Genomic DNA, 13021 nt, shown 5'->3' with positions numbered 1-13021 from the left:
TTTTTCAATTCGATTGGCCGCCTGCGGTCAGGCCTGCGGCTGCGGCTCCAAGCCGGGATCCGGATCGGGGCGCGGACGCGACTTGCCGGCCGGGGGCACGGCGGAGGCGCGCGGCGTGGTCGGTTCGAGCACGGACTCGCGGTTCGGCTTCTTGCCCTTGAGCAGGTCGACGATCTCGTCGCCGGTCAGCGTCTCGAACTCGAGCAGGCCCTTGGCCAGGGCTTCGAGGTCGGCGTGCTTCTCGGTGAGGATGCGGGTCGCTTCCTTGTAGCCTTCCTCGACCAGGCGCTTGATCTCGGAGTCGATCTTCTGGACCGTGGCTTCAGAAGCGTTCTGCGTCCGCGACACCGACATGCCCAAGAACACCTCGTCCTGGTTCTCGCCATAGGAGACGGTGCCGAGCTCTTCGGACAGGCCCCAGCGCGTCACCATCATGCGGGCAAGGCGCGTGGCCTGCTCGATGTCGGAGGCAGCGCCGGACGTCACCTTCTCGCGGCCGAAGATCAGCTCTTCGGCGACGCGGCCGCCCATCATGATGGCGAGGCGCGAGGTCATCTGCTCCAGCGACATCGACAGCTTGTCGCGCTCCGGCAGCTGCATGACCATGCCGAGCGCACGGCCGCGCGGGATGATGGTCGCCTTGTGGATCGGATCGGTCGCCGGCACGTTGAGGCCGACGATGGCGTGGCCGCCCTCGTGATAGGCCGTCAGCAGCTTCTCTTCCTCGGTCATGACGAGCGACTTGCGCTCGGCGCCCATCATGACCTTGTCTTTTGCCTCTTCGAACTCGGCCTGCGTCACCATCCGCTTGTTGCGGCGGGCGGCGGTCAAGGCGGCCTCGTTGACGAGGTTCATCAGGTCGGCGCCGGAGAAGCCCGGGGTGCCGCGCGCGATGGTCTTGAGGTTGATATCCGGGGCCAGCGGCACCTTGCGGACGTGAACCTTGAGGATCTGCTCGCGGCCGACGACGTCGGGATTGGGCACCACGACCTGACGGTCGAAGCGGCCCGGACGCAGCAGCGCGGGATCGAGCACGTCCGGGCGGTTGGTCGCGGCGATCAGGATCACGCCCTCGTTCGCCTCGAAGCCGTCCATCTCGACCAGCAGCTGGTTCAGCGTCTGCTCGCGCTCGTCATTGCCGCCGCCGAGACCGGCGCCACGGTGACGACCGACCGCGTCGATTTCGTCGATGAAGATGATGCAGGGCGCATTCTTCTTGGCCTGCTCGAACATGTCGCGGACGCGGCTGGCGCCGACGCCGACGAACATCTCGACGAAGTCCGAACCCGAAATGGTGAAGAACGGCACGTTGGCTTCGCCCGCGACCGCGCGCGCGATCAGGGTCTTACCGGTGCCGGGAGGGCCGACCAGCAGCACGCCGCGCGGAATGCGGCCGCCGAGGCGCTGGAATTTGCCGGGGTCGCGCAGGAATTCGACGATCTCCTGGAGGTCCTGCTTGGCCTCGTCGACGCCGGCGACGTCCTCGAAGGTGACGCGGCCATGCGCTTCGGTCAGCATCTTGGCGCGCGACTTGCCGAAGCCCATCGCCTTGCCGGCGCCGCCCTGCATCTGCCGCGACAGGAATATCCAGACACCGATCAGCGCGATGAAGGGCAGCCAGGAGACCAGCAGCGAGACGAACCACGGCACGTTGTCGCCGGGCGGCTTCGCGGTGATCTGGACCTTGCTGTCATAGAGGCGCTTCACCAGCGTCGGGTCGCTCGGCGCATAGGTCTGGAAGCTTGAGCCATTGGTGAAGGTGCCGTGAATCTCCGGCCCCTGGATCACGACGTCGCGCACATTGCCGCGGTCAACTTCGCTCAAGAGCTGGGAGAAGGCGATATCCTGCGAGGAGGCGCGCTGACCCGGATTCTGGAAGAGCGTGAACAACGCCAATAGCAGCAAGACAATGATGACCCAGAGGGCGAAATTGCGCAGATTGGCGTTCATCGATCTTCCTTCGTGGTCGCGCGGATCGCGGCCCTGATCCTTCGGGAGCTATTTGCCCATTTATCTGGCCCAGTTACCGTGGGCAATGCGAGGAAATCCCCAAGGAATCCCCATCGTTAGACGTATACAATTTAGGTGCCGCCCCCGTCGCTGCCAAGGGAACGAGATGGGACTATTTATCCCATCTTAGAGCGATTCCCGCTGAAATAATGGCGAGCTGGCCGGGGTTTTTCCTGCCTGGTTAAGGTGTCCTGACGCGGTACGGCGGGAAACGGCCGGTGTCATGATCCGCTCTCACCGGCCTTTGGACCGCCGGGCCGGCGCCGGCGCGATGTGGATACGCCCCCCGGCAAGGCTGATCAAGGCTCCCGCAAGGGTCTGCTTCAGGATCGCACGGCCATTTGCGGGTGCACGGCGGCTTGCCGGCCGATCAGCGGCGATGGCCCGATCGAGCGCGGCCAGGAGGGTTTCGACCTTGCCGAGTTCCGCCGGCCCTTCGTGGCCGAGCGCGTCGATGGCCCGCAGCAGGAGCCGCAGCCGGACTTCCTCCGGAAGCAAGGCAAAGGCCGAAGCCTCGAAGCTTCGGCCAGCTGCCTGCGACGCATCGCCGCGATCCCGCAGCCGAAGGAAGCGCTCGGCGCCGTCGGCCAGCACCTCGACCGCCGCATTGGCGCGGGCGAGCCGGCTCGCAAGCCGCGCCAGGCTGCGGGCATCGCCGCCCTCGGCCGCGAGCTGCGGCAGCAGCGCACGCAGCCGCGGCCGGGTGAAATTCGCATCGCGGTTGGTGGGATCGTCGGCGAAGCCGATCTTCGCCCGCCGCAACGTCGCGACCAGCTGCGACTTCGGAACGTCGAGCAGCGGGCGGGCCAGCACGACGCCGTCGCGCGTCGACAGACGCGCCATCGCCGACAATCCGGCCAATCCGCTGCCGCGCAGCATCCGCATCAGCAAAGTCTCGGCCTGGTCGTCACGGGTGTGGGCGGTCAGCACATGGCTCGCGCCGGCCTTGCGCGCGGTCTCGGCGAGGAGGCGGTAGCGGGCCTCGCGCGCCGCCGCGGGCAGTCCCGTCTTCGGCTTTTCGCCGCGCCAGCGCAGGGTCCGGTGCGGCAGGCCGAGCTCGGCCGCGAGCCGCTTGACCTCGCGCGCCTCGCGCGCGGCTTCCGGACGCAGGCCGTGATCGACGGTGACGACAAGGAGACGAGGAGCGCGCGAAAAGCTGCGCCGCCAGCGCGCCGCGAGCCACATCAGCGCAACGGAGTCAGGGCCGCCGGAAACCGCGAGCACCAGCGCGGGTGCGCTCTTCAGCCCGGCGAAGAGCTGCTTCGCCTCGCGCGCCGAGATCGGTGAATTGTCGTCGTCTGACATGACGCTGCAATCGTCCGCGGATGGATCGACTGTTTAGCGCAATGCCATCCGCTTTGTCAGCGGATCAGCACTTCACCCGCTTCTGCTCGCGATCGACCGCGGCTTTGACGCCGGCCGAGGCGCGCGGATATTTGCGGCCGACCTCGCCGAAGGCGGCGCAGGCGGCTTCCTTCTCCTTCAGCGCCGCGAGCGACTGGCCGAGCCGCAGCAGTGCATCGGGCGCCTTGGCCGACTTGTCGTATTTGGTGGTGACGGCGAGGAAGGCCTCCGCGGAGTCCCGATATTGCTGGCGCTGGTAATAGCTCTCGCCGAGCCAGTATTGCGCATCGCCGAGCAGCGGGTCGCTCGGATATTTCTGCGCAAAATTCTTCATGGTCTGCTCGGCGAGCGCGTAGTCCTTGCGCTGCATGTAGCCGATGCCGAGGTCGAACTCGTCGCGCGGCGTTGCCGAGGGCGGCAGTGTGGTCAAGCCTGCGCCGCCTGATGGCGCAGGATAGCCCTGTTGCGCCGGGGGATAGCCGGGCTGTGCGGCCGGCGGCACGCCCTGCTGGTAGCGCGGGCTGGTGTTGGCGAGATCGATCGGCTCGCCGGCGTTGCGGCCGCCGGGGGCGCCGACCTGACCGGTTGCCGGCATCGGCTGCTGGCCGCCGCCGAGCGCGCGCGGCGCACCGGGCGCGCTCGGGTTCTGGTTGGGGTCGAAGGCATCGCCGCGGCGGCGCGTGCCGGGGGCGCCGGGCGCCGGCTGCTCCTGAACGATCGGCGCGGGCGCAGCGCTCTGCGGCTGCTCGTACTTGGGCTGCGCCGCCTGCTGCTGCTGACGATAGGCAGGAGGAGCGATCTGCGCGGGCGGCGCGGCGGAGATATTGGGCTGGACCGGCGCCTGTCCGGGGGCGGCTTGCGCGCCGCCTTCGAGCGCACGCAGGCGCTCTTCGAGCTGGCGGTTGCGATATTGCAGCTCTTCGTTCTGGCCGGTGAGCTGGCGCAGCTGGTTCTCCAGCCGCTCGATCCGCATCTCGGGATCGTCATCCGACTGCGCCATGATCGACTGCGCCAGGACAGGCGAGCTCAAGACCACGGGCGAGCACAAGGAGAGCAGCGCGGCGATCGCCGCAGTGCCGGTAAGAACCTTAAATCTGGATGACATCTTGCCCTGACGACGAAAGCGAAATGGCCTGCGACGGAACCTTCGACGCGCCACACATTGAAGTGGAGTACGCCAAAAATGTGACTGCCACAAAGGGGTTTCTGTCACAGATCGCTGAAACGAAACCGGCGCCCGCGAGGGCGCCGGATCATCCAATTCTGAAGCTGAACGGCAGCTGACTGGACGCGTTACGAGCTCGCGTTCAGCACGGTGACGGCGCGCCGGTTCTGCGACCAGCAGGAGATGTCGTTACAGACGGCGACGGGCCGCTCCTTGCCGTAGGAGATCGTGCGCATGCGGTTCGGATCGATGCCGCGCGAGGCGAGGAACGAGCGCACCGACTGGGCGCGCCGGGCGCCGAGGGCGATGTTGTATTCGCGGGTGCCGCGCTCGTCGGCATGGCCCTCGATGGTGAAGGAGTAGCGCGGATAGGTCTGCAGCCACTGCGCCTGCTTCTCCAGGGTCACGATCGCCTGCGGGGTCAGATCGGTCTGGTCGCTCTCGAAGAACACGCGGTCGCCGACATTGACGACGAAGTCCTGCTGGCTGCCCGGCGTCGCCGCGCTTCCATTGGCGTCCATAGCCGCGTTCTTGTTGGCGCAGGCGCCCATCGACAGCGCGATTGCCACCACTGCGGCCAGCTTCAATCCCTGGAGGATACGCATAGGATAGTTCATTCCGGAGCCTCCACGCTCACGTTCGTCCACTGCTGTCCGGTCTACAGGGGGTTGGTTAAGCGAACGTTCCGTCAACCTTGACGGAACCTTGCTTCACACGGTCAAATGCCCCCAACCAGCGAAAAGCACCCATCATGGTTAATGGTTTGTAAATGTGGCGCGAGGGTGAAGGCAAGCCGCGCCGGCAAGCAAAATGCCGGGTTTTGCTGGAATTTTGGACAACAGAGGCCACGCGGCCACTTAATTCCGTGAAGACCCCCGGATGCCGTGAAGACCCCCGGGTCAGCCCGGGGACACGGCTCAAGCCGGACTGAGCGGCGCTGAAACCAGCATCGGCCGGGACACAGCCTGGCGCTGGCTGACACGGTCGAACAGCATCCGGCGCTCGAAAGCGCTCGAGCGCATGATCGGAAAGCGGGTCAGGACCCGCTCGCGGAGCGTCGCGAAATCCGAGGCCATCAGGACCACCTGGCGCGAATGCCAGCCCGGAAACGGCCGCGGCTCCGTGAGGGTCTCGTGCAGGAAGACGCGGCGATAGAACGCCTGGTGGTCCGTCCGCACCATCGCCAGGCCAAGATCGGCCTTGAAATGATCGCAGGCCAGATAAGCCAGCCGCAACGTCAGGTAGGGCAGTTCGTGAAAGCGCTGGCTCTTTTCGGGGTCCGCGGCAAACCGCGCCGGATCGACGAAAACCTCGCCGCGATCGAGCCGAGGGTGAAGAACGTCGCCGAACAATTCGGATGTGTAGGACATCCGCTGCTCAGACGTCAGGACGTGAAGGCGAAGAGAGCTACAGAGTTCGCCGTCGAGATAGATGCCGAAAATCCAGGCATTGGGCGATTCATCGTAGACGTCGACGATCCGCTGCGAGGCCGACGGCGAGATCAATCCGCCGTGCAGATAGGCCCGGTAGCGCATCTCGTAGAGGGCCTCTCGTTCCTCGGGAGTCTCGATGAGGCGGTAGTCGACCCGGTCGAACAGCCCTGCCCCCCGCATGTCCTGCGGTGCTCGCGGTTCGGCTCCTGACTTCATCTGGTACTCCCGACACTGCAAGCAACTTCCGCGAGTGCAGGGGAAGATTAATGAGTCCTTAATAAAATTGCAAAGGATTCGGGCCTTTACGGTTAACTTCCAGGCCCCGCAAGACTCCGGGGGAGTGCCAGAAACATACTGGAAACACAGGAGAAAACAGGAGGGCTGCGCGCGCCGCTAGGCGAAGGAGCGCGAGGAGATCGAAACGATCTGCGCGTCCGCGATGCGGCGGCCATGCGAGGCGTCGAGCAGCTGACGTATCCGGATCGCCGGCACGGGCCGGCTGAACAGGTAGCCCTGCCCTTCGGAGACGGTGCCGTCGGCGCTGATCAGCTCGAGCTGCTCGTTGGTCTCGATGCCCTCGACCACGACCGACATGCCGAGATCGGCGGACAGCCGCGCCACGCCGCGCAGCAGCGTCAGCGGACGATCGGTGTCGATCCCTTCCAGGAAGGAGCGGTCGATCTTGACCTTCTGCATCGGGAAATTGTGCAGGTAGCTGAGGCTGGAATAGCCGGTGCCGAAATCATCGAGCGAGATGCGCACGCCGAGCGCATGCAATTGCGACAGGATGTCGTGGGTGAGCTGGGTGTTGCGCAGCAGTGACGATTCGGTGATCTCGATCTCGAGACGATGCGCCGGCAGGCCTGAGACCTCCAGCGCATAGCGGATCTCGCTCAGCACGTCGCGCTGGTGGAATTGCTGCGGCGAGAAGTTGACGGCGACGCTGACGCCGTCCGGCCACTTCATGCATTCCATGCAGGCGCGGCGCAGGATCCAGCGGCCGAGATCGACGATCAGTCCCATGTCCTCGGCGACCGGGATGATGTCGACCGGCGAGACCGTGCCGCGCACCGGATGATTCCAGCGCAGCAGCGCCTCGCAGGTGGTGATCTTGCCGGACTTGAGGTTGACCAGCGGCTGGTAGAACAGCTCGAACTCCTCGTTGGCGAGCGCCTTGCGCAGGTCGAGCTCGAGGATACGGCGCGCCTCGACGGTGGCCGCCATCTCGTCGCGGAAGAAGCAGAAGGTGCCGCGGCCGTCGGCCTTGGCTCGGTAGAGCGCCATGTCGGCGTTCTTCAAGAGCGTATCGGCACTCGCGCCTTCCGGCGAGGTCAGCGCGATGCCGACGCTCGCGCCGATCTCGACCAGATGATTGTCGATGCGGTAGCGCTCGCTCAGGCGTTCGACGATGCGGCGCGCGAGGGCAGCGGCATCCTCCGGCGCAGTGAGGTTCTGCTGGAACACGACGAACTCGTCGCCGCCGAAGCGCGCGACGAAATCCTCCGGCCGCAGCATCTCGCGCAGGCGATTGGCGACCGCGCAGAGCAGCTGGTCGCCGCAGGGATGGCCGAGCGTGTCGTTGACCTGCTTGAACTGGTCGAGATCGATGAACAGCAGCGCCGACAGACGCTCGGCCGAATGCGAGGCCGCCAGCAGGCATTCGATCTCGTTGCGGAAATGGACGCGGTTGGGAAGCGCCGTCAGCTCGTCGTAGCGGGCGAGATGGGTGATCTTGGCCTCGGCGTTGCGCCGCTCGGTGACGTCCTCGAGCAGCACCACCGCGCCTCCATCGGCCATCGGCTGGACGGTCCAGGACAACGACCGGTTTCTCTGCGCGTCGGGATCGACGGTCACGATCTCCTTCGCCCGCGAACTCTCGATCTCGGCGACGATCGTCTCGCCGCTCGCAGCCGAGATGGAGCCGGAGGAGACGCACGCCGCCACGATGTCGCGCGCGCTGACGCCGCTGCGAACGAGCGTGTCGGGCAGGTCCAGCATTTCGCCGAACCGGTGATTCATCACCGCGAGCTGCCGGTCGACGCCGAACATGCACAGGCCGTGCGGCATGTTGTTCAGCGCGGTGTCGAACTGGCCGGCGAGTGCCGCCTCGCGTTCGCGCGCCACGACCGCCCGCATGAAGATTTTGTGCAGATTGGCGGAGAGCTGCATGATCGCCAGCAGGAATGCGGCGCTCACGATCGACATCGCCACGTAATAGGGCGTGGCGTGCCATGCCAGCGCCACGACCGCCGGCGCGAACATGAGCGCAGCCTGCAGATGGTAGATCGACGGACGGCCGTAAGCCCTCCCCGCACCCCCGCCGACAATCCCTGTGGTGATGGACAGCGCGATCATGTGGACGACGGCGTCGTCGGTGCTCACCAGGGCGAGGGCGCACCACGTTCCAATCGCAGCAGCCTGGATCACCGCGCCGACCAGATAGCGCTTCTGCCAGAGCGCAGCTTCTTCGGGGGTCAGGCTCGATTTGCGAGGCAAAAATCGCCACAGATCGAACAGGCGGATCGCTCCGGCCAGTATGATCAGGCCCAGGGTTGCCCAGGTCAGGAGCTGCCCGGTTCTCAGTGCGGTGATGGCCGCTCCGATGGCCACGAAGATGATTCCGGCAAGCAGCGGACCGGGGGCCTCGAAGAGAGAATCGATCTGCGCGGTCGACGCCTTCGGCGCGGCCTGTCCCCGATCGGGTTCTCCGGTCTGGCTTGCGAACTGCATCTGGTTTGTACGCGCGTCCTGTTTGACGCGTACTTTTACCCAGACCAGATGAAGTCTTTCTGAGGGAACATCGTTAAAGTCGAGTTGTTTTTCGGCAATAACGAATCTATTTCCGCTTATATATCAAGCAGCTAGGCAAGCGTTGCCGAGCACAAGGTAAAGGAACACTTGCCTTGCGCGGGCGACGCGAAAAAATCGGCGCTTTTTTTCGAAAACATCGCGCGTCTGAACGCGCGATGTCTTAGCCGCGTATCCTCATTGGCCGGCGGTCGAGGACAGCAGCGGCGACCACGCCGGATCGGAGGCGAAGCCCGGCGTCGGCACCTTCAGCTCGTTGCGGCCGGAAATGTCGACGGAGTACAGCGACGGTCCGGCATTGCCGCCGGGATCGCGGAAGAACATCAAGACGCGGCCGTTCGGCGAGAAGGTCGGACCCTCGTTGTGGAAGCCGGAGGTGAGCAGCCGCTCGCCGCTGCCATCCGGCTTCATGACGCCGATCGAGAACTGTCCGCCGCCCTGCCGGGTGAAGGCGATGTAATCGCCCTTCGGCGACCACACCGGCGTCGAATAGCTGGCGTTGGTGTCGTCCTTGGAGAAGGAGATGCGCTGCGCCGGTCCCCCGCCCGCACCCATCACATAGATCTGCGACCTGCCGCCACGATCGGATTCGAAGCAGATGCGGGTGCCGTCCGGCGAGTAGGACGGAGACGTGTCGATCGCCGGCGTGTCGGTGAGGCGCGTGGTCGAACGCGAGCGCAGATCCATCACAAACAGGTTGGAATTACCACCCTGCTGCAGGCTCATGATGACGCGCTGGCCGTCCGGGGAGAAGCGCGGCGCAAACGTCATGCCGGGGAAGTTGCCGACGATCTCACGCTGGCCGGTCTCGATGTTGAAGAGATAGACCTTCGGATCGCCCTGGCCGAACTCCATGTAGGTAATCTCTTGCGAGTTCGGCGAGAAACGCGGCGTCAGCACGAGATCAGAGCCGCGGGTGAGGTACCGCACATTGGCGCCGTCCTGGTCCATCATGGCGAGCCGCTTGACGCGGCGCTCCTTTGGGCCGGTCTCGTCGACGAACACGACGCGGCTGTCGAAATAGCCCTTCTCGCCGGTCATCCGTTCGTAGATCTGGTCGGAGATGATGTGGGCGATGCGGCGCCAATATTCCGGCGAGGTGAAATATTGCTGCCCCGTGAGTTGCTGGCCGGAAACGACGTCCCAGAGGCGGAACTCGGCCTTGAGACGGCCGTCCGGCTGCCGCGTCATGCGGCCGGTGACGAGGGCCTGCGCGTTGATCGTCTTCCAGTTCTGGAATTGCGGCGCCACGTCGATGTTGCTGATGCGCTCGATGAAAGCGGCCTGGTCGATCGGCGCGAACAGGCCCGAGCGCTTCAGGTTGTTGGTGATGACCTGCGTCACGCCGTTGCCGACGTCGCCGTCGGACGGCGAGCCCGGCACGAAATTGGAGATCGCGATCGGAATCGGCTGGAATTCGGTGGGATCGATGCGCAGCCGCGGCTGGCTCTGCGCGAAGGCGTGTCCGCCCCCGAGCATCGCGAGCGTCGACCCGGTCAGGGTCATGAAGCGGCGGCGGTTCATCGATCGGGCGTCATTCATTGCAAAATTCTTTTGTTCGGATGTCACAACATGTCTTTCAGGCCGAAAGTCATCGGAATGAGCTTCCAGCTGTCGTATTGCTGCTTCGGCATGAACGAATAGACCTGGCACTGCACGATGGCGCGCTTGGCGCTCTCGGCCACCGCCTGCGCGATCGAGCGCGACGGTCCCCTCACCGCCACGACGATCGGCTCGGACGCGAGCGAGCCGTCGATCTTCATGGGAATGTCGATGTCGGCTTCGTACTGATCCGCATCCTGCCCGTTATAGGTGGGTGTGAAGCAGCGCTTGACCGCACCCTGGAACGCACCGCGCCAGGTCGCGACGTTGTTGGCGGCGGTCCCGGTCGCCGCTCCCAGCGACGCCGATGCATTCAGCGTGGAGCCGGCGAGCTCATGCCGGGTCGCGGAGCGCTTGTCGAGATCGCGCTGGATCTGCGCAGGATCGAAGGTGCGCTCCTTGGGCTTCGGCTGCTGCTGCGGCTGCACCGCCGCGACCTTCTGCTCCACGGGCTTCGGCGGCGGCTTCTTCGTCTCCAGCTTCTTCTGGAGCTCGGCGATCGGATCTTCCTTGGCCGGATCAGGCTTCTTCTCCTGCGGCTTCGGCTCTTCCTTCGGCTTCGTCTCGGCGACGGGCTTGGGCGGATCGGGTTTCTTCTCGACCGGCTTCTCGACAGGCTTCGGAGGCGTATCGGGGGTCGAGTTGGTCTTGATCAGCTCTTTCTTCTCGGTGACCTTGCCGACGGCGTCCTCTTCCGGCTTGGCTTCCGCGATCTTCTCGACCTTGGGCTTCAGCTCTTCCTTCTTGCCGGTCTTCTGTCCCGCCATCATCTTGGCAAGCTGATCGGTGGAGATGATATCGATCGGAAGCGACTCTTCCGGCGCGATGTAGGCCTTGCTGCTAAAGGTGACGAGGCCCCATCCCAGCACGAGGACATGGAGGGCAATCGACGCAACGAGTGTCTTGTCGACCTTCACCTTCACCGGCCTAGGACCCCTGATCCGCTTCCGTGACGAGCGCCAGCTTCTTGAATCCGGCTCCCGACAGCAGCCCCATCACCTTGGCCACCGTGCCGTAATCCGCCTTCTTGTCGGCGCGCAGATAGATGCGCTCCTCGAGCCCGCCGCGCGCATCCGTGATCGCCTTCAGCTTCGGCACCAGCTCGTTGAGCGCGATCTCCTGGTCGTTGATGAACACCTTGCCCTTGATGTCGACCGACATCTGGATCGGCTTCTGGTCGTTCTGCTCGAGGCTCTTGGCCTGGGTCTGCGGCAGATCGAGCGGCACACCGACGGTGAGCAGTGGCGCCGACACCATGAAGATGATGAGCAGCACCAGCATCACGTCGACCATCGGGGTGACGTTGATCTCGGCCATGACCGGCTTGCGCCGGCTGCGGCGCCCACCGCTGCCGGACGAACTCGCGACGTTCATGCCCATGGTCTGGTGCCCAAATTGCCCTTCACACTATACATGCCGTCCGTCAGCCCCGCTCGTCGATCTGACGCGACAGGATGGCTGAAAATTCATCGGCGAAACCCTCGAGCCGCTGCGCCTGCCGGTTCACCTCGGAAGTGAACTTATTGTAGAAAATAGTGGCAGGAATGGCGGCGATAAGGCCGACCGCGGTCGCAAACAGCGCCTCCGCGATGCCCGGGGCCACCACCGCCAGAGAGGTATTTTTCGAGGCCGCGATCGACTGGAAGCTCGACATGATGCCCCAGACCGTGCCGAACAGGCCGACGAAGGGGCCGGCGGAGCCGACGGTGGCGAGCACCAAGAGCCGGCGTTCCAGCCGCTCGACCTCGCGCGCGATCGAGACGTTCATAACCTTGTCGATGCGCATCTGAAGGCCGGCGACCGAGCGGGCGTGGCTCTCGAACGAGCGCTTCCACTCGCGCATCGCCGCGACGAAGCAGGCGGCCATGGAATGCGTCGGCTTGGCCGAGAGGGTGCGGTAGAGCTCCTCGATCGACTCGCCGGACCAGAACGCCTGCTCGAAGCGGTCCATCGAGCGGCGGGTGCGGGAAAACAGGAAGATCTTGTCGATGGCGATCGCCCAGACCCAGACCGAGCAGGACAGAAGCCCCAGCATGACCCCCTTCACGATCCAGTGAGCCTGCCAGAACAGCGCGATCAGCGACACGTCCGCGGAAGCGGCAACCGGAAGGGCTGACTGAGCCACGTCGGCCGGATTCATAAGCAGTATCCTCTCAAGGCGATCGTTACCTGATGTCCGTGACAGCAAATGGCTGCCGGTTCCCCAATTGCCGCGCTAGCACCGGCGCGGCGGCAAGCCCGCTCAAAGCCTTGTCTGTCTGGGGTGCAGGGGCTGGTCCAAAGCCGGCCGCCTGCATTCCCTGCCAAGATGTCAAAACTATGGGCCTCGACGTCGGGCTTTGGGCGCGATTGTCCATGAATACCAGACCCCGCCGATGGTTAATGCCGGGTTACCAGGCGCGAATTTGGCTGCGGGAATGGTAGGCAGCGCAGGGGGATGGCCGTCTCGGCGCGGCGGGCGGCAGTATTTGGCCAGCGTGGGGTCCAAGGCTGCCAGCTACGTGGGAGGTCAGTTCCCTCCCCCCTTGCGGCGGAGGGTTAGGGAGAGGAGTGCCACACCGGGATTCTCTCCGTGACCGAGAAATCGGATGCGCACTACGGACACACCTTTTCCGGGCCACCCCTCTCCCCCGCCCTCCCCCGCAAAGGGGGGGGAGCG

Annotated in this window: 10 protein-coding genes; all 10 read right to left on the bottom strand. The window is 65.0% G+C overall.

Translation table 11 applies throughout. From position 1 onward, the window contains the following. Positions 1 to 27: 27 nt before the first annotated feature. Complete coding sequence (gene ftsH, locus WN72_RS06925; RefSeq protein ID WP_027561054.1) at positions 28 to 1950, bottom strand: ATP-dependent zinc metalloprotease FtsH; 1923 nt, start codon at positions 1948 to 1950, stop codon at positions 28 to 30. Between the two features lie 294 nt (positions 1951 to 2244). Then, positions 2245 to 3315, bottom strand: a complete 1071-nt coding sequence (tilS, locus tag WN72_RS06920) for a tRNA lysidine(34) synthetase TilS (RefSeq protein ID WP_092216864.1) — start codon at positions 3313 to 3315, stop codon at positions 2245 to 2247. 64 nt (positions 3316 to 3379) lie between these two features. Further along, entirely contained in the window at positions 3380 to 4459 is a 1080-nt protein-coding gene (gene ybgF, locus WN72_RS06915) for a tol-pal system protein YbgF (RefSeq protein WP_167380883.1), read from the bottom strand. 188 nt (positions 4460 to 4647) lie between these two features. Next, positions 4648 to 5136, bottom strand: coding sequence for a peptidoglycan-associated lipoprotein Pal (gene pal / locus WN72_RS06910; protein ID WP_027561057.1), 489 nt, complete (start codon positions 5134 to 5136; stop codon positions 4648 to 4650). 300 nt (positions 5137 to 5436) lie between these two features. Continuing rightward, positions 5437 to 6168: an N-acyl amino acid synthase FeeM domain-containing protein gene (locus tag WN72_RS06905; protein WP_027561058.1), complete on the bottom strand. Its 732-nt coding sequence runs from the start codon at positions 6166 to 6168 to the stop codon at positions 5437 to 5439. A 177-nt stretch (positions 6169 to 6345) separates the two neighbouring features. Continuing rightward, positions 6346 to 8682 carry a putative bifunctional diguanylate cyclase/phosphodiesterase gene (locus tag WN72_RS06900; RefSeq protein WP_027561059.1) on the bottom strand — a complete coding sequence of 779 codons (2337 nt, stop codon included), beginning with the start codon at positions 8680 to 8682 and terminating at the stop codon, positions 6346 to 6348. Between the two features lie 255 nt (positions 8683 to 8937). Next, a complete protein-coding gene (gene tolB, locus WN72_RS06895; protein WP_167380888.1) occupies positions 8938 to 10284 on the bottom strand; it encodes a Tol-Pal system beta propeller repeat protein TolB in 1347 nt (448 codons plus the stop codon). Between the two features lie 41 nt (positions 10285 to 10325). Next, a complete protein-coding gene (locus WN72_RS06890) occupies positions 10326 to 11285 on the bottom strand; it encodes a hypothetical protein (protein ID WP_027561061.1) in 960 nt (319 codons plus the stop codon). Positions 11286 to 11289: 4 nt separating this feature from the next. Further along, complete coding sequence (tolR, locus tag WN72_RS06885; RefSeq protein WP_027561062.1) at positions 11290 to 11742, bottom strand: protein TolR; 453 nt, start codon at positions 11740 to 11742, stop codon at positions 11290 to 11292. Positions 11743 to 11785: 43 nt separating this feature from the next. Then, complete coding sequence (gene tolQ / locus WN72_RS06880) at positions 11786 to 12502, bottom strand: protein TolQ (RefSeq protein ID WP_027561063.1); 717 nt, start codon at positions 12500 to 12502, stop codon at positions 11786 to 11788. Between the last annotated feature and the right edge of the window lie 519 nt (positions 12503 to 13021).

Source organism: Bradyrhizobium arachidis (genome assembly GCF_015291705.1).
Lineage (GTDB): Bacteria > Pseudomonadota > Alphaproteobacteria > Rhizobiales > Xanthobacteraceae > Bradyrhizobium > Bradyrhizobium arachidis.
The sequence above is the reverse complement of the archived record's forward strand: the minus strand, read 5'-3'. Positions and strand labels throughout refer to the sequence as shown.

Excerpts from the sequence above, each read along its gene's own strand:
- tilS (WP_092216864.1), bottom strand. The coding sequence starts at position 3,315 with ATGTCAGACGACGACAATTCACCGATCTCGGCGCGCGAGGCGAAGCAG.
- WN72_RS06900 (WP_027561059.1), bottom strand. The coding sequence starts at position 8,682 with ATGCAGTTCGCAAGCCAGACCGGAGAACCCGATCGGGGACAGGCCGCG.
- tolR (WP_027561062.1), bottom strand. The coding sequence starts at position 11,742 with ATGGGCATGAACGTCGCGAGTTCGTCCGGCAGCGGTGGGCGCCGCAGC.
- ftsH (WP_027561054.1), bottom strand. The coding sequence starts at position 1,950 with ATGAACGCCAATCTGCGCAATTTCGCCCTCTGGGTCATCATTGTCTTG.
- tolQ (WP_027561063.1), bottom strand. The coding sequence starts at position 12,502 with ATGAATCCGGCCGACGTGGCTCAGTCAGCCCTTCCGGTTGCCGCTTCC.
- pal (WP_027561057.1), bottom strand. The coding sequence starts at position 5,136 with ATGAACTATCCTATGCGTATCCTCCAGGGATTGAAGCTGGCCGCAGTG.
- WN72_RS06905 (WP_027561058.1), bottom strand. The coding sequence starts at position 6,168 with ATGAAGTCAGGAGCCGAACCGCGAGCACCGCAGGACATGCGGGGGGCA.
- tolB (WP_167380888.1), bottom strand. The coding sequence starts at position 10,284 with ATGAACCGCCGCCGCTTCATGACCCTGACCGGGTCGACGCTCGCGATG.
- ybgF (WP_167380883.1), bottom strand. The coding sequence starts at position 4,459 with ATGTCATCCAGATTTAAGGTTCTTACCGGCACTGCGGCGATCGCCGCG.